Genomic DNA, 16092 nt, shown 5'->3' with positions numbered 1-16092 from the left:
AAATCTGCTCGCCGAATCGACGCCTAGACTCTTGACAGTGATTCGTGGAAATGCGATTCTCAGTTTGCGACAACTTTGAAAGAGGCTTCCACGGCTAAGGTCGTTTGGGGGCCTTTTTCTTTTGCGGTTTACTCCTGCTTCGGTTTTCTGTTTGCCTGCCAGTCGGCATAGAGATCGTCCAGCCGTTCTGTCAGATATGCGCCGAAGCCCTCATCGGCTTCGGCAGTCTTAAGGGAGAGCGTATAGGCCCTCCCGGCGTCCTTGATCTTTGCCGCGACATTGCCACCGTTCGGTTTCCACTCCCTGACCTGTTCTCGCCGCGGCTTCTTCGAAACCTCCGCAAGAACCATCATGAAGCGTTCGTCCGAGCCCAAGGCCTCGAATTCAGGCCTGTGGATGGCATTTCTAGCGGCTTCTAGCGCTTTGGGATCAGTGATCTTTTCGGCAATATCCATCCACCTGCGACGGCCCATAGAGGGTGCGGCACCGATCACTTTAACTAGGCTGGCCGGAATGCCCTTGGCGACAGACAACAGTTTCGACAGTTCCGTCTTGTCAGTGCTTAACGCCTGCATGATCAGATCGCGGCCGAAGCCGTGTGTTTCGAGGCTTAACGCAAAGACCGCCCTCTCGATATAAGAGAGATCCTTTCTCGCAGTGTTTTCGATGCCTTGTGCGACGACGAGTTCATTGTCCGTTAAGGGCCTGACAACCGCCCTTACCTTCCGCCTCAGGAGCCTGACAGCACGAAGCCTCCTATGGCCATAGGCAACCTGGTATCGTCCTTCGAGATCGGGATGCTGCCTGACGAGAATGGGCACTTCCTGGCCGTTTTCCTCGATCGACCTCACAATATCGTCCGTAGCGGTCACCTCGCCGTCGAGGCGATCACGCACGAATGAGCCGTCAATGAGTTCGGGATCAAGTTCGACAACCCTCTCGCCGGACTTCAAGGCTTCCCGAAGTTCTCTGGCTTCCTGGTCCATGCGGTCGAGGGCAAGTCCCATCGTCCTTACGGGCCCCGCCAGGACACGACCGCCATCCGTCTCTTTGGAAAAGTTGGCCGCGGCCAACTCTCGGGTCGTATCGGCAAATATTCCGTTCAGAACGTCTCGCCTGCTCATGACCGCTCCCATGCCTTTTCGATGCCGCCGAGGATTTCCCCGTTGACTGCATCCAGGGACTCGATCGCCCTATCGAATGTCGAGCGGCGGACTTGTCCTCGTTCGATTTCATAGAGTGTCTGTTTCGTAAGCCCAGCATCGGCGATTGCCGTCGATTTCAGGACTGTCGCCGCCAAAACCTCGTCCCCGAAGAGACTTCTCAACAGGGCAACGATCTGTGCTTGCGGACCATCGTGCGGCTCATGGCGCGTTATGACATACCGGATGAAATCGTGGTTCAGATCGCCGCCTGCTTTCCGGACGACCGACAGAAGGTCGGAAGTCATCAGCAGAAACTGCGACATTGACGCCACGTCGACCATCTGAGGATGGACGGTGATCAGAAGCGATGTCGCTGCGCAAACCGCGCCAAGCGTCAGGTATCCGAGTTGCGGCGGGCAATCGACCACCACAATGTCATAATCGGCTTCGACTTCGGCCAAGGCCTTGCCAACGCGCCGAAAGAAGATTTCGCTGTTGCCTGTTTTCCGCTGCTCCATCAGAGCAGTCGGGGTTTCGTGCTCGAACTCCATCAGTTCCAAGTTTCCGGGAACGAGGTCGAGGCCAGCGAAGTACGTTTTTCTGATTATTTCCTTCAGCGGCCGCCGCTTCTCGTCGTAACGGATCGCACCGTAGAGCGTATCGCCTTCCGCTAGATCGAACTCCGGCTGAACACCGAGCATCGAAGACAACGAAGCCTGTGGGTCGAGATCAACCGCGAGAACACGGTATCCCTGCAGGGCAAGGTACTGTGCGAGGTAGATGGATGTCGTTGTCTTTGCACTGCCGCCCTTGAAGTTGGCGACGGCAATCGTCTGGAGCTTTTCGCCTCTCTGCCGCCACGGAAGGTAAGTGAGTGCATCCTTCGGCTTGATAGAAGCCATGTACTGCCGCAACTCATGAATTTGGGCGAGAGAATACGAACGTCGTCCCGTCTGGGACACCTCGGGCAAAGGGCCTTTGCCATCTATTGAAAGCTGCCGTAGGTAGCCGTCTGATACCCCGACGAGCTGAGCGGCCTCGCCGGAGGTGAACGTTTTCAACATTTTCTGGGAGGACGGCGGGAACAGGCGCTCCCGCAGTAACTGTAGCTGCATAGACAGCTGGCGCGCATGATGAGCAATCCGCGCGTCGGAAGAAATGGCCGTCGATACGTTTTGAGTCTGCAACATCGAGTTCCCCTTTCGATGCGCTTTTTAGCGGTGAATTGCTAAAAAACCGTATCGAACATGGCACGATTCGGTAACCATGCCAACAACCCTTATGATTCAACGGTTTCCGGTGAACGACGGCCGATAGTTGGCCGCGGCCAACTCTTCTTTCGTGCGAATCGACTGGTTCCAATAGTGCCTCTGTCGCGGCCAACCAGCAAAGTTGGCCGCGGCCAACTTCTCCGTTCTAGATTCACGTGAAGCAAAAAAAAGAGGAATAAAGCCGCTGAATCCCGAACGGCACACCGCGCTCCGCTCGAACCCGGCCTCCCGAGCTTGCGCCATACGTTTACGCCAGTGCGCTGTCCGCCGCCTGTCCTGGCCACTACCCTGCGCGCTCGAACCACGACTGCAGCACAGTCGCTGGCCGGGGACGAGCAGCACGAAAGCGTCGCTGTCGGCCTGTTCGTCCTGGTGTGGCCTCATCCATAGGCAGGGCAGTTTTTCGCCGTCGGGTGCCTTGGGATCACGCCGGCTCGGACTCTTCCTGGATCAGCGTTCGACCCGGAGAGCAGCAATTTTGCTGCGACGGAGGCCCGTCAACGCGAAATCGTCAGCAAAACGGCACGGTCGCGGACGTCGCGATTTGAGCAGGTCATACGGCGGCGCGAGTGAGCGGGTCCGTTTTGCAGAAGAGCCTACAGGGAAGCGCTTAATAGGCGCCAGCGGGTGCCACTGTGTAGACCCCCCTCCCCCGTTCCGCAGAACCGCGCAAGCTAATGAAAGGAGCCGCTCGACTGGGCGGCGGTGAGGAAACAGCTGCGGCTCGATAACGAGCGTCACTAATTGTGCTCGCCGAGAGCAACCGTTTCGTTTGGCTCACGCGGAAGGCGGCTGAAAGGCCGGTGTCACGGCCCTCTTTTGCCGAGGTCAAGGCCGTTTCGCTCGGATCGCCAACGACAAGCCACACAAAGCACGCCTCGAGCTGGCTTTTCGCTCTGCAGCAGTGAAGGAGAGAGCTTGAGCCTCGCCCTGAGCGGAAGCGGAATGCCAGAACTTCTGCATCATGCTTCGTCAAGCAACGCCCTGCCCAGATCCTGCAGGGGCACCGCTTCGATGCCACGCTGGAGCGGAAAACGCTCCGATCCTGGAAAGACGACGAAGCGCTGCTCCGGAGCAAGGTCCTCGCAGGCCTGATAGAACCCTTTTCCAGCTTTGGCGTCAGACTACGCTTGATTTCGATGGCCCAGAGGCGCTGGCCCGGCAGCGTTAGTAGCAAGTCGATCTCCGCACCCGCAGCTGTTCGGTAGAAATTGCTTAGGGCGCCGGCGGGGGCGGCGGCAGTGAGGGTTTCGATTACGAACCCTTCCCAGGAGGCGCCGGCCACCGGATGAAAGGACGTCTTCCTGAGTTGCGAGACCAAGCAGCGTATGGGTCATGCCGCTGTCGCGGACCATAAACGCGCGGGGATTTGACCAAGCGCTTGCCGACATTAGCGTGCCACGGCTCCAACCGGCGCACCAGCAGGAGATCGACCAGCAGATCAAGATAGGACGCGACGGTCTTACCGTCGACGCCGAGCGCGCGGGCGAACTCGGCTGCGTTGAGAAGGCCGACCTGGTGGGGGGCCAGCATGGTCCAGAAGCGGCGCAGCGTCTCGGCCGGAATGCGTGGACCGAGGAGGGAGATGTCGCGCTCCAGATAGGTGCAGATGAAATCCTGCCGCCATCGTTGACTGGCGCAGTCGCTAGTGGCCAGAAAGCTGTCGGGGAAGCCGCCGCGTACCATAGCGGCCCAAGGTCGGCGGCGCCGACTTCCAGACCGTCGATCGGACGCATCTCGAGATAGGCGATACGGCCAGCAAGGCTTTCGCCCGACTGCTTCAGGAGATCGATCGATGCCGATCCCAGGAGCAAGAAGCGGCCAGCTTTTCGCCCAACGCGGCGGCCGCGGTCGATTAGTCCTCGCAGGTTTTGGAACAGGTTCGATAGCCGGTGGACCACATCCAAGATGACCAGCTTATCTTCATGGTCGGCCAGATATAGTTCCGGCTCCGTGAGCCGGGCGCGGTCGGCGTCGGATAGGTCGAGATAGATAGAAGGTCGCCGTTCGGCTATTTCGAGCGCGAGCGTGGTCTTGCCAACCTGGCGTCGTCCAAGCAGCGCCACGGCGGGCATGTTGTCCAATAGCTCGGTGAGTTCAGTAGCTCGGTGAGTTCAGTCGTGATGCGCCGCTCGATTATCCTTGCAATTATGGAGTAACGTTCCGATTTTGCAAGGAACAGGCCGCCGCGCACACAGGAAGGAACAGGCCGCCGCGCGCGCACAGGGATTGCAGCTATCCGCTGATGCTGGGTATTCCCGACTTTAATTGAAGCGCTAGCTAAAATCTCGAACCGCAGTTTCCACCTTACGGCTTCAAACGGGGGGAGGGGGAGGGCTTTGCAGAGCCCTGCCGCTGTGGTGAGGTTGACCCGGAACCGGTCGCGTCGATGCTGGTATTTGCGGGTCATCTTGGAGGGATGGCCAAGCTGCTTCTGAACATAGATCGTCGACCTCGGCCGAGGAGGCCAGGCCAGCCCAGCGGTTGGCCTGCAAAGGGCCTTTCCTCCTCTGCCGGCCGAGGCTGGATGGATCTGTGAGCCCGCGTGCCGGCCGCCGTTTCCATCGTCACAGCAGTCATGTGTCTCACGGCTCATTCGTCGCCTGCGAGGCCATCAAACGCCTCAAGCAGCGCATCGACGATCGCCTGGCCGAGCGCCTGTGCCGTCGCGCCGATTTGGGCTTCGTTTCCGTTGCGGGCGACGGTGGCGAGTTCCGAACCCTGATCCGTCAGGATCGCATTGGCCCGATCGATTGCCCATTGCGCGAAATCGTCCCGGCTGTCGATGATCCTGGTTTCCATCAATACGCGCTCCCGCGTTTGCGATTTGTTGAGCCTACTTGGGCCAAGATCAAGGTGCGCGATGGGTACTGCGTTCGCGCTACAATACGTTTCGATCCTTGCAACGTCAGGCCCCGCTGAGCAAGTTCCCTGGCACCCGCGAAGCGCAATTTTTGCGGCTCAGCGGCCATGTGCAGCGCAGTGGGATCGTTTTGAGCCGAACAGCGCGGCTGGGACCAGTGAGCCTGAGGCCGGTCAGACGATCAGCCGCGCGGCGCGTCCCAATTGGCGCTCGGCGTCGTTGTAATAGCGCGATGCCTGTTGCACAGAGCGGTTGTCGCTTTTACTTCCCGATTTCAATTGAAGCGCTAAGGTGAAATCCTGTCTTCCCCGGACCGCCATACGGTGGCCTGAAGCGGGGAGGGGAGGGGGCTTTTCACAGCCCCGACCCCTTGGTGAGGTTGACCCTAAACCGATCGCGCCGTCGCTGGTATCTGCGCGTCATCTCGGCGCTGGTGTGGCCAAGCTGCTTGTGCACATAGCGCTCGTCGACTTCGGCCGAGGATGCCAAACCGGCGCGCAGCGAATGGCCTGCAAAGAGTTTTTCGCGTTCGCCTTCCGGCAGGTCACCGCGCACGCCGGCGGCCAGGGCGGTCCGCTTGACGAGGCGGGCGACCTCCTGGTCGTTAAGCCGATCGGCGCCGACCGCCTTGCCCTGGCCGGTGACACGCCGGAAGAGGGGGCCGTGCGCGATGCGCGCGAGCTTGAGCCAAGTTTCCAGAGCTACCACCGGGCAGGTCGCATCGGACGAGCCGCGTCCGACTTCGACCTCCCGCCAGCCGGTCTTGCCGCGCAGGCGGACCAGCGTGCCTTTGTCGAGGATTTCCACCCAGCCGCGGCCATTCTCGGTCTGGTCACGGCCGCAATCCAGGCCGACGATCTCGGAGCGACGCAGGCCACCAGCAAAGCCGAGGAGCAGCATGGCGCGGTCGCGCAGGCCACGCAGGCTGCCGCGGTCAAGCGTTTCCAGCATTGCGATCAGATCCTCGGGCAACACCGCTTCCTTCTGCCGGGGAGGGGAGGCGTGGCTGTTGCGAATGCCGGCCATGACGGTCGCGATATGGCGGTCTTTTCTGTCCAGTGGCTGGCCACGCTGAGAAAAACTCCAGGTCAGCGAAGAGAGACGTCGCTCGATTGTCGAAACGGAGTTCGGCTTCTTGTCGCCCGTTAGCTTACCGGAGGCGCAGGCGGTGATGTAGAGGCCGACAGTCTGCGGTTCCGGCGGGAATACCTCCAGACCTTGGCGGCGCGCCCAAGCGCAAAATTGCTTCCATTCGGCGGCGTAGGCGCGGCGGGTGTTGGCCGAGCTCGCCGCCTCGACATAATCGCGTGCGCGCCCGGCGAGTGCGTCGAGATGTGCCGGCAGTCGGGGATCCGCGACGGCCGGAAGGGGCGAAGGGGTGTCGGGCGTCCGCTCTTCCGGCGTTCTGCCCATCTCCATGACGACGTCGATAATGTCCGGCATGTCGTTGGCGATCGAGGCCTCCGCCTCGGCCGAGCCTTCGGGCGCGATCTGGTCGACACCCGGCACCGTTTCCTGTGGTCGAGCGGAGCGATGCCGGGCACGCTTTTCGGGGTTTTGATCGACGAGAGACGCCATTTCCTATGTAAAGCCTAAAACGACCGATAAGGCATTATCATTCATTACATGCAAACGACAGGCGCGGCGGTTAGGATGCGCGCGCTTGCCAAAAGCGCCGCCATGATTCATCGTGCTTTCGATGATTGTGCGTCCCTAGCCCTCTTTACCTCACCACGGTACCTCCGGCGCCACGGCGGCCGCGCCAATGGCGGCGGTGCCGACTTGGCTGCGCAGGGCTGTCCCCGACGCCCAAACGGCTGCGGGACAAGGCATTGAGGACATTGCCATCACAGCCGGCGCCCCCATCGGCGCGCTCGATGCAAGGTCCGCCGGCAAGAAAGGTGGGCTGGCACCTAGCGGCAGCGCTTGGCGCTCGCCGCGGCGGCGGTAACGGGGAAGCAGGCCGGCCGCGTCGAGAATGAAAGCGCGCTGTCGCCGTATTGCTCACGCGGCCAGGCGATGATGTCGGTCCTGCCCGTCGTTTGCTTCTCGCCTGGCGCCGGCTGGCCGCAACGCCTGCGGAGAAACTGCTGACGGATGCGAGCATCGGCGCGGTGCTGGATGACCTCGGTCTCGCGCGCAATGACGAGGGCGCGAGCGATCTGACCGACGATCTCCGGCAGCTCGCCGCCAGCGAGGGGATGGCAGGAGTGATGACCGGCGCCTTCGCGATCGCCGAACGTCACGGCTTTTCGCGCGCCCTTGGAGCCTGGCGCGGCGACGCCCTGCTGGCGCAACGGCTGGGCTGGTCACATGCAGTGCCTCTGCTGGGCACCGAGGTAGCCTTGGGGGTGGGTTCCGGTCGTTCACGTCGGCCGGCACCTCCTATTGCGACAACCGGGAAAGAGGTGGGATCTGAGCAGGCGGAAGGTCTGCTTGCCCCGCAGGCGCGCGCGGCGCTGCGCGCGATTGATCTTTCCGCTGAGCACGAGCACCGCGCGCACCGGCTGCTTGCGGTCGCACCGAAACTGCGCGCCCGGGCGTCGGACCTGGTCGTCGAAAGACTCTTGTCCGACGACGCGATCGTGGCATCGGAAAAGATCGCTGGCATGAGCGACTGCGGCCTGCGCCGCCTGTTCGACCGGTTGGTCGAGCTCGGCGCCGTCCGCGAGCTGTCCGGCCGCACCACGTCCCGCGTCTACGGGCTTTAGGAAATGGCTGAAGCGGTGCGCAAGAGGCGAGGCCGGTCAGATGACCATCGATCAGGCGACCGCCTGTTTGATCGTGAGCTGGATCATCTGCCGCCGGAGGCGCGATGGCGCGAATGGATGCATCGCGTCGAGGCGACCATCTTTGCGGGCAGCGAGCCGGTCGGCCGCGAAACGCTGGTCCGCATTGTCGGAAAAGCTGCAGCATCGACCTTTTGATCGATGACATTCGCGAGGAGCTGCGCGGCCGGCCCTACGATCTGGTGGCGGTAGCCGGCGGTTTTCGGCACCTGACCCGGCCGGCCTATGCCGACGCCATCCGTGCGGCCACCGGCTCCAGCGGAAAGCGCCGTCGACCTGACGCAATCCGAAGTGCTGGTCTTGATGTGCATCGCCTTCTTCCAATCACGCGCGCCGAACTATCGTCCGTCTTTGGCAAGGAGATCAGTCGCGACCTGATCGGCCATTTGCGCTCCTTCGGCCTGATCGCCTCCGGCCCGCGCAGCCCGACGCCGGGCGCACCTACACCTATGTCACGACGAAAGCGATCCTGCTGGAGTTCGGGCTCGAAACCTTGCGCGATCTTCCCGACTTCGAGGCGATCGAGGATGCGGGGCTGCTGTCGAAGGAAAAGCTGCTTGCGGGCGATATCATGCCGGGGTTTTCGGGCCCGGCGAGAGTGATGCCGACGTCGACGAATAGAGCGCCTGTGCCTGGCCGGACGACCGCTATCGTCACCGCAACTTCTCGAGCTATATGACGGCAAGAGCGTCCGAAGGCGGCGATGCCTGTGGACGCGCATGCCAGGATAGGCACCCTGCTGAAGGATCGATTTTCCCCACGAGGTCCCTCAACGGCGCACAAGGCATCAGCATGGACTGTGCGAGGCGGAGGTCCTCGATGTGTTGTTCGCCAGATCCCCGCCCATTCGGGCCTTGCAAGCGACCAGTTGTGTTGCCGCGCCCAGGCGTCCCGTTCGGCAACTTTGGACGAAACACTCCCTGCGTAAGGTTCGTCGGCCCCGACGTGATGTTTTGCCACTGGATCGTACCAGGCACTTGCATGATCACGTCCCGGCAGGCGGGCCGAATACCCGCCTCGGGGTTCGACGCGTGCCTTGGATGGCCGCAGACCGGTGATATCCATGAACTGCAATACCCTTGCAGCCCCGCGAGCGCGCGCCAGCGGCGCGTACGCCGAGTCTGGCCTTATTCATCGATCACATGGTCCGAGGCGTGGCGCCGGAAACGACCGAGCTTATGAGCATATCGATACTGAGATGGCTTGATCAACTCATCGAGTGGCGTTGATAAGAATACCCAGATCGTCTCACGGCCGGCGGTTCGTGTTTGGCCATCGCGCCAGAAGGTGGAGATGTAGACGGCCTGCCGCGTCGGGCCGGCTTCCGTTGAACATGCATCAATGATCGGCGTGCATGCTGAAAATTGCCAAAGCCCGATACTTGTGATGCCGTGTCGAGGGCTTTGCTGTGTGAGATCGAATCTCGCTTTGAAATAGCCTTGGCAAGGCGCTTTATGCCCTCAATCGAGGACGGCTTCTGTCTTGGACACGCCAGTTCTCCTGGCTCGTAGGGAAGTGTCGCCCGTCAACCACCTCGCGAGCCCGAACATGACATGAACGGGGAGCGTCAGCATCGGCAGTGCTATCACCAGCTTCGCAACGACGGGCGGCGCGCTCCTGCCAGAGCACCGATTCTTAGAATACAACTGATTGCTTTTCGGGAGAAGGGTTTGAACCACTGCCCCTCTCTGGCCCTGACGCGATTGACACGTGAGTAGGCCTCAAGCAGCGCGGGAAGATCGCCGCCGGCGGGCGGCGAGTGCTTCGATCGTTGTGAACTCTGGTAATTCTCCATGAATTCCGCGAAGCGGGTCATCAACCGCTCATTGCGACCGGCTGCCAGGATACTCTGCCGGCGTCGCGCCACGGCCGCGTCCGCGCCTGCGAACAACCATTCAACACGCCGCGTCAGCTGCTCAAAGCAGCGGACGCGCGCCGACGTCGACAGGTTTTTGTCGCCGAAGTGCTGTCGGCCAGGGCCGGTGCGCGCAACAGGCGTGAAACTATGGTCAGCTCCACCTTGCAGATATCGTCGATGCATCTTTCGAGCAGCCTCTGTGAGGCCTTGACGAGAGCTTTCGGCGCCAGGCGCAGATCGAAGCCGCATCGGGAGCAGAAATGCTGAGGGATAAGTTCGTCCTGATCGAAGGAGGCGATCCCACTGCGGCAGGCGGGACAACGATCACGCAGGCCACGACCATGCACGAAACAGGAAATGCGCGACGGGCTTGACCATGGCTGAGCAATCCGGCGCCCGGAGAAAATATGCCCAGCGAGCGCGGCCAGACGACCGGCTACTTGATACCGAACTGGAGCATTTGCCGGCTGAGCTCCGCTGGCGCGAGTGGATGGGCGGGTCGAAGTGGTGATCTTTGCCTCGGCCGAACCGGTGACGCGCGAGGTGCTCGCACGCGTCGTCGGCAAAGGCTGCAACATCGATATGATTATCGACGACATCCGCGACGCGCTTCACGGCCGCCCCTACGATTGGTATCGGTCGCCGGCGACTGGCAGCATCGGACGAAAAAGGGATTTGGCGATGCAATCCGGGCCGCCGCCGGGCTCGGGGCGCAGGAATCCGCGCTGTCGCAGTCCGAAGCCCTGGTGCTGATGTGCATCGCTTACTTCCAGCCGATCACGCGCGGCGCGAGCTTTTTCGGCAAGGAAGTGTCGCGCGACCTGATCGTGGTCTTGCGCTCGCAGGATTTTATCGCCTCGGGTCCGCGCAGTCCGCAACCTGGCGCGCCCTAAACCTATGTCACGACGAAAACCTTCCTGTCCCACTTCGGCCTCGACACGCTGCGCCAGCTGCAGGATTTCGAGGCGCTCGAGGATGCTGGGCTGCTGTCGAAGGAGAAGCTGTTGGCGGGCGACATCATGCCGGGGTTTTCCAATGACGGCGACGGGGATTCTGGCGTCGCCGGCGATGAACGAACATGGCTTTTTCGCCCAGCGCTGGCCTCTGGCCGCTGACCTACGAAAGATCTGGACCTGGTCTTCTTGCCGGTTGCGCGAAGGCCTCGAGCTGACCGGCAAGATCGACACCCGACACTTGCGCACGGACCAATCTGGGGACTCCCAGGAAATCGGCAAAGCAGGCGATCCCTCGCGGCCGATGCCGCCAGAATAACCCGACCGCGGTGCGCCACGACAGCGTCCCTGTCGGGATCATCCATTCCACGAAGTGGCGGCAAGTTGGTCCAACATAATCGCATGCGAATCGCGTGATGGCGTAAGCGTGGCGTTTGGCTGCCATCGCCCACTTCAAGCGAAAACGCGAGCCGCATCAGGCCACGTAAATTTCGACAAAAGCGTTTGCGCGAAATATAAAATCAATTAATACCATTCGTTGTAAATGGCACATCATCTGTAGCGGGCGATATAACTGAATGCCTATTCCGACACTTCCCAGAGCCGCAAAAAGCTCTGCTCCGGCACAGTATCTCGGCTTTTCGCTTCAGCAGGTGCGGCTCTGCTATTACCTCCTGAGCGTGGCCGACGGTATCGCCGTCTCCCTCGAACATATCGACGATGTTGGCGTCCATCGTCCTGACGGAACGGCGCTCTTCGAACAAGCCAAAAGCACGCTGAGCGGAAAGAACCCGGCAAGCAACAAATCGGAAGAGCTCTGGAAGACCTTCGGGAACTGGGCCGACACCTGCCTTGATTCAAACATCGATCCCAGTACGTCTGAGTTTCGCTATTATGTCTCAGACACGAAAGCCGGTGCGCTGCTCACCGCGATCAGCAAGGCCGGCAGTCCCGCCGAGGCGGAAAAAGTCCTCAAAAAAATTAAGGAGCTCTTCGAAGAATGTGAAACGGGAACGGGGTGTGAGCCACATCTCGCCCGCTTCCTCAAGGCTGGGGACGCTGTATGCTGCGCCATCATCCAACATTGCTCGTTTCATGCGGAAGCCGATCCGGTCGCCGCCATCCGTGATCGCTTGAACGTTCTTCCCGTCGATGCGATCGACGATTTTTGCGCAGCAGCCATCGGGCTGGCGGTCGACGACATGGACGAGCTGATCCGCCAGGGACAGACACCTGCAATCGAGGCTTCCGCGTTTCGAAAGCGCTTTTGGGCCTTCGTGCGAAAGCACAACTTCTCGAATGTCCTGACACCCAGCATCGATGCGCCAGAGCCACAGGCAATCGACAGGACGCTCCTGGGCGCGCCCCTGTTCGTTCGCCAGCTGAACGCGATCGAAGCAAGCAACATCATGCTCGTGACCGCAGTCAGCGACTACATGAGAACCACGGCCGACAAGGTCAAGTGGGCAGACGACGGCGCCGTCTACGCTGACAGCTTTTCCGAGCTGGATGAGCAACTCGTCCGCCGGCATTTGCTGGTTTGCGATGAAGTTGACGACACCCAACCGGTGCTTGCCGTGCCGGATCGAGGCCGCCGGGTCTACCGCGAGTGCTCCAACACAGGCATGCCGTTGGAAGGCCAGACCCTCCCCTCCTATTTCATTGCCGGCGCCTTCAACTGTCTCGCGCAAACCCGCCGTGTCGGGTGGCATCCCAAGTATCTCACATTGTTTCCACCCGAGTGACCGAAATGACCGATGGCAAAATCGAAGGCGCGTTACCGCAGCCTTCGCCCTCCGACACGGCGAATCCTATCGCCTTGGTGCAAAATCCTGCCTTTGGTGTTCATCTACTGTGGAGCTTCGGACGAGGCTTCCAGGCTGAAAAGATCGATGAACTTCTGCCCATGCCGACTTTCTTCCTGGTGCTGCCGCTCATCCTCCACGCCCGCACACTCGCCGACCTCAGATCGACGAACCTGCCTTCGGGTCTCAGTAAATTTGTCGCAAAGTTGAGCGAACAGCGAGAGCGTCTCATGGCGGTCCATGACAGGACCTTGCGCATGCGCGAGCTGACCCTCCAATCGATCGGGACCGGGATTGCTTCCCGGCTTCTTCACGTTGACTACGCGACGGGCTTCGTGCGGGCTAACGATGTCGACGTTCCCCGGCCGCCCGAGCGGCTGAAATTTCACGTCGCCAACGCCGACAAGTTGGGGCGGTGGTGTGCAAGGCTGCCCCAAGCACAGGTGTTCCAACTTCTACAGGTAACTGTCTAATGCATTTTCAAATTCGCAAGCTCATCCTGTGGCCAAAAAGCGGAGGCGAACCGCGGATCGTTGAATTCCATCCGGGTATGGTGAACGTCATCAGCGGATCGTCCAAAACCGGCAAATCCGCCGTCATTCCCATCATTGACTACTGCCTGGGATCGGGAAAATGCAGCATTCCTGTGGGAACGATCCGGACAGCCTGCGCCTGGTTCGGCCTTCTGATAGAGACGTTAGAGGGACATAAGCTTCTAGCAAGGCGGGAGCCGGGCGATGCTCGCCAGACTGGCGATATGTATCTAGCCGAGGGAGCAGCGCTTGAAGTGCCGATGCAGGCACCCGAAAAAAATATCACTGCGGATGCCGTTAAGCGAAAACTCGACGCGCTCGCCGGTCTATCCCAACTCGGGCTCGACCCGAATGCCGATTCCGGGTTCCAGTCACGCGTAAGCTTCAGGGATCTGCTCGCTTTCACATTCCAGCCCCAATATATCGTCGCCAATCCGATGGTGCTGTTTTTCAATGCGGATACGAGCGAGCATCGTGAAAAGCTCAAGGCGATTTTCCCGTACGTGCTGGGAGCCCTCACACCGGAAATGCTTCTGGCGAAGTGGGAGATCGACCGGCTCCAGCGTGAGGCCCGCCGAAAGGAAGCAGCACTCGAGGCGGCGAAAAAAGCGGTGAACGCCTGGCAGGTGGAGACCCAGGCTTTGCTGCGTCAGGCGCTGGAATTCGGCCTGTTGCCGGCAGCCACCCCGATGCCTAGCGAATGGCCGGACGTCGTCGATCTCCTCCGCCAAGCCGCCGAAGCCGATACCCGGCAGTCGTTCACTACCGTCGAGTCGATCGACGGCACACTGGCACGCTTGCAGGAACTTCGCCAGCTGGAAAGCCAGGCATCCGCCGATCTGACGGAAAAACGCCAAGCCTATAACGAATTGCAGCGCCTGCTAGACAGCAGTAACTCCTACGGCGACGCGATCCTCATTCAGCGGGATCGCCTGAACATCTCAGAATGGTTGCGCAAGCGCGTAAGCGATTCAGGCGATCCTCTGGTTGCCATGGGCTCCGTCGGTCGAACCAAGCTCGATACTCTGACACAGGCGCTAGCGGGTATTGAAATCGAGATGCGCTCGCAGCCGAGTCTATCGCACACTTTCGACAAGGAACGTTTGCGTCTGCGAAAGGAGGTGGAAGACGCCACAGCGACATTGACCGCTGTCCGCCAGGAAATCACCCTGCTCGAACAAAGATCAAAGGAAGTGCAGGGGGCGCTTTTCCAACAGGACAGGCTCGAGCGTTTCGTCGGCGGCTTGCTGCAGGCGCTCCTCTCGCTCGACCGCACGCAGGAAGGTTCGGACCTGACGATCGAATTGGATCGTCTGCGAGAGCGGGTCAACGAGCTTCGAAAGGTCTATTCCGAGCGCGAAGTCGAGCGCAAAACGCAAAATGCCCTGCAGATCATCCAGAACATGGCGTCCACCATTCTGCCCTTGCTCGACGCGGAATGGCCCGAGGCGCCGATCCTGCTCCTGCTAGACGATCTGACCATTAAGGTCATCCATCCGGATCGGTCCGACTACCTATGGGAGATTGGCAGCGGCGCGAACTGGCTAGCCTATCACATCGCGGTCACACTGGCCCTTCACCGCTTCTTCCTCGTCGGTCACCATCCGGTTCCGGGACTGCTAGTCTACGACCAGCCCAGCCAGGTCTATTTCCCGCGCGGCTTTGCAGCAGGTGACGAAAGTGCCACAGGGCGTGGCCGCGACAACGACATCGCCGCCGTGCGGTCCGTCTTCGACGCGATCGCGAAGGAAGTCATGCGCTCGGAAGGCCGGTTGCAGGCTATTGTCCTTGACCACGCCGCGACGGATGTTTGGGGCGGTCTCACAGGAGTGACCCTGACTGAGGAATGGCGTGACGACATCAAGCTGGTGCCGGTCGATTGGTTGTGAGACGGCACTGCCGTGGCGTAGTCGCCTGTGACACATTTCGGGCGTACCTTCCGACGAACGCAAACGCCACGTCACCGTCCACATGGGGTAATCGCGGGAGCGAGTCGCCCTGAAACCAATCATATCCTTGGAAGGTGGCTGTTCCCCGATAAGATGGAGATACGGGCTCACGACCTGACGCCGGGCCCAAGCATCTGATGGAGAACAGCCATGGAAGAATATATCGGTCTCGACGTGTCGATGAAAGAGACAGCGGTGTCGATCCGACGTGAAGGCAAGCGCGTCTGGCGCGGGAAGTGCGCCTCTGATCCAAAGATCATTGCCGAGCTTATCCGCAAGCGGGCGCCAGCCGCCAAACGCGTGGTGTTCGAGACTGGACCCCTTTCCGTCTGGTTCTATCACGCGCTACGCGCGGAAAGGGTGCCAGCGATCTGCATCGATGCTCGCCATGCCAAAGCTGCGCTCGATATGGCGGCGAATAAGACCGACGCGAACGACGCCGACGGTTTGGCGCATCTTGCAGAGGTGGGATTCTTCCGTGAGGTGCGGGTGAAAGGATTTGACAGCATGCTGACCCGCACGCTCGTGGCGGCACGCACCCGGCTGGTCCGGATCACCACCGAACTTTCCAACCAGATTCGTGGAATCATGAAAACGTTCGGCCTGCTCGTTCCTGCAGGTAAGGGAACCACGTTCGAGAAGAACGTTCGGAGCCTTCTTAGCGATCACGGGGAACTTGCTCTCATCGTGCTGCCGATGTTGGAGGCCTGGCGCGGCATTCGCATCCGTGCCGCCGAGCTTGGGCGCCAGCTCGTCGCAGATGCACGTCAGAGCCAGGCATGCCGCATGCTCATGTCGATCCCTGGCATCGGCGCCATCACCGCAACCTCATTCGCCACTGCCATTGAAGATCCGGGCAACTTCAAGACGTCCCGATCTGTTGGCGCCTGGATAGGCCTAACGACGCGCCGCTACCAATCCGGAGA

14 protein-coding genes and 3 pseudogenes are annotated in these 16092 nt (G+C 60.7%); 8 read left to right on the top strand and 9 right to left on the bottom strand.

Annotated features, from left to right (window positions below; translation table 11 throughout):
* Positions 1-128 precede the first annotated feature (128 nt).
* The 8 genes and pseudogenes from repB to NKH23_RS25595 form a co-directional block, all read right to left on the bottom strand.
* Positions 129-1124, bottom strand: a complete 996-nt coding sequence (gene repB, locus NKH23_RS25630; protein WP_353035562.1) for a plasmid partitioning protein RepB — start codon at positions 1122-1124, stop codon at positions 129-131.
* Positions 1121-2335, bottom strand: a complete 1215-nt coding sequence (gene repA, locus NKH23_RS25625) for a plasmid partitioning protein RepA (protein WP_353035560.1) — start codon at positions 2333-2335, stop codon at positions 1121-1123. The genes repB and repA overlap by 4 nt, the downstream gene beginning before the upstream one ends.
* Positions 2336-3026: 691 nt before the next feature.
* Positions 3027-3701 (bottom strand): DUF4143 domain-containing protein, encoded by a 675-nt coding sequence (locus NKH23_RS25620; RefSeq protein ID WP_353035558.1) that lies wholly within the window; start codon positions 3699-3701, stop codon positions 3027-3029.
* Complete coding sequence (locus tag NKH23_RS25615; RefSeq protein ID WP_353035743.1) at positions 3671-4102, bottom strand: DUF8612 domain-containing protein; 432 nt, start codon at positions 4100-4102, stop codon at positions 3671-3673. Before NKH23_RS25615 ends, NKH23_RS25620 begins: the two co-directional genes overlap by 31 nt.
* Positions 4103-4149: 47 nt before the next feature.
* A pseudogene (locus NKH23_RS25610) lies at positions 4150-4491 on the bottom strand (ATP-binding protein); the annotation flags it as partial.
* A 269-nt stretch (positions 4492-4760) separates the two neighbouring features.
* Positions 4761-4893, bottom strand: a pseudogene (locus tag NKH23_RS25605) (integrase); the annotation flags it as partial.
* Positions 4894-5008: 115 nt separating this feature from the next.
* Positions 5009-5218, bottom strand: coding sequence for a hypothetical protein (locus NKH23_RS25600; RefSeq protein WP_023819817.1), 210 nt, complete (start codon positions 5216-5218; stop codon positions 5009-5011).
* A gap of 415 nt (positions 5219-5633) precedes the next feature.
* Positions 5634-6857, bottom strand: a complete 1224-nt coding sequence (locus NKH23_RS25595) for a site-specific integrase (protein ID WP_502912373.1) — start codon at positions 6855-6857, stop codon at positions 5634-5636.
* Positions 6858-7321: 464 nt separating this feature from the next.
* Between NKH23_RS25595 and NKH23_RS25590 the strand changes: the two genes are divergently transcribed.
* Both NKH23_RS25590 and NKH23_RS25585 read left to right on the top strand, forming a co-directional pair.
* Positions 7322-7990 carry a DUF1403 family protein gene (locus NKH23_RS25590; RefSeq protein WP_353035556.1) on the top strand — a complete coding sequence of 223 codons (669 nt, stop codon included), beginning with the start codon at positions 7322-7324 and terminating at the stop codon, positions 7988-7990.
* A gap of 104 nt (positions 7991-8094) precedes the next feature.
* A complete protein-coding gene (locus NKH23_RS25585) occupies positions 8095-8670 on the top strand; it encodes an SMC-Scp complex subunit ScpB (RefSeq protein WP_353035554.1) in 576 nt (191 codons plus the stop codon).
* A 983-nt stretch (positions 8671-9653) separates the two neighbouring features.
* Here the strand turns inward: NKH23_RS25585 and NKH23_RS25580 are convergent.
* Complete coding sequence (locus tag NKH23_RS25580) at positions 9654-10109, bottom strand: hypothetical protein (protein WP_353035552.1); 456 nt, start codon at positions 10107-10109, stop codon at positions 9654-9656.
* A 193-nt stretch (positions 10110-10302) separates the two neighbouring features.
* Here NKH23_RS25580 and scpB point away from each other — a divergent pair.
* From scpB to NKH23_RS25550, 6 genes and pseudogenes are all read left to right on the top strand, one after another.
* Positions 10303-11041: pseudogene (gene scpB / locus NKH23_RS25575) on the top strand (SMC-Scp complex subunit ScpB).
* Complete coding sequence (locus tag NKH23_RS25570; RefSeq protein WP_353035741.1) at positions 10962-11198, top strand: hypothetical protein; 237 nt, start codon at positions 10962-10964, stop codon at positions 11196-11198. The pseudogene scpB and the gene NKH23_RS25570 overlap by 80 nt, the downstream one beginning before the upstream one ends.
* 259 nt (positions 11199-11457) lie before the next feature.
* The gene (locus tag NKH23_RS25565) at positions 11458-12624 is read left to right on the top strand and encodes an ABC-three component system protein (RefSeq protein ID WP_353035548.1); all 1167 of its coding nucleotides are present in this window, start codon (positions 11458-11460) and stop codon (positions 12622-12624) included.
* 5 nt (positions 12625-12629) lie between these two features.
* On the top strand, positions 12630-13157 hold the full coding sequence (locus NKH23_RS25560; RefSeq protein ID WP_023680699.1) for a three component ABC system middle component: 528 nt from the start codon (positions 12630-12632) through the stop codon (positions 13155-13157).
* On the top strand, positions 13157-15106 hold the full coding sequence (locus NKH23_RS25555; RefSeq protein ID WP_353035546.1) for a DUF3732 domain-containing protein: 1950 nt from the start codon (positions 13157-13159) through the stop codon (positions 15104-15106). Before NKH23_RS25560 ends, NKH23_RS25555 begins: the two co-directional genes overlap by 1 nt.
* A gap of 210 nt (positions 15107-15316) precedes the next feature.
* The coding region (locus tag NKH23_RS25550; RefSeq protein ID WP_353035544.1) for an IS110 family RNA-guided transposase at positions 15317-16092 on the top strand (776 nt) is incomplete at its 3' end.

Origin of the sequence: Mesorhizobium sp. M1328 (assembly GCF_040318075.1) — a bacterium.
GTDB lineage: Bacteria > Pseudomonadota > Alphaproteobacteria > Rhizobiales > Rhizobiaceae > Mesorhizobium.
This window is presented reverse-complemented; position numbering and strand designations above follow the sequence as displayed.

Bases quoted from the DNA above. Each gene is read 5' to 3' on its own strand.
- NKH23_RS25595 (WP_502912373.1), bottom strand. From the start codon at position 6,857: ATGGCGTCTCTCGTCGATCAAAACCCCGAAAAGCGTGCCCGGCATCGC.
- NKH23_RS25565 (WP_353035548.1), top strand. From the start codon at position 11,458: ATGCCTATTCCGACACTTCCCAGAGCCGCAAAAAGCTCTGCTCCGGCA.
- NKH23_RS25555 (WP_353035546.1), top strand. From the start codon at position 13,157: ATGCATTTTCAAATTCGCAAGCTCATCCTGTGGCCAAAAAGCGGAGGC.
- repA (WP_353035560.1), bottom strand. From the start codon at position 2,335: ATGTTGCAGACTCAAAACGTATCGACGGCCATTTCTTCCGACGCGCGG.
- NKH23_RS25615 (WP_353035743.1), bottom strand. From the start codon at position 4,102: ATGGTACGCGGCGGCTTCCCCGACAGCTTTCTGGCCACTAGCGACTGC.
- NKH23_RS25570 (WP_353035741.1), top strand. From the start codon at position 10,962: ATGACGGCGACGGGGATTCTGGCGTCGCCGGCGATGAACGAACATGGC.
- NKH23_RS25600 (WP_023819817.1), bottom strand. From the start codon at position 5,218: ATGGAAACCAGGATCATCGACAGCCGGGACGATTTCGCGCAATGGGCA.
- repB (WP_353035562.1), bottom strand. From the start codon at position 1,124: ATGAGCAGGCGAGACGTTCTGAACGGAATATTTGCCGATACGACCCGA.
- NKH23_RS25560 (WP_023680699.1), top strand. From the start codon at position 12,630: ATGACCGATGGCAAAATCGAAGGCGCGTTACCGCAGCCTTCGCCCTCC.
- NKH23_RS25585 (WP_353035554.1), top strand. From the start codon at position 8,095: ATGGCGCGAATGGATGCATCGCGTCGAGGCGACCATCTTTGCGGGCAG.
- NKH23_RS25580 (WP_353035552.1), bottom strand. From the start codon at position 10,109: ATGCATCGACGATATCTGCAAGGTGGAGCTGACCATAGTTTCACGCCT.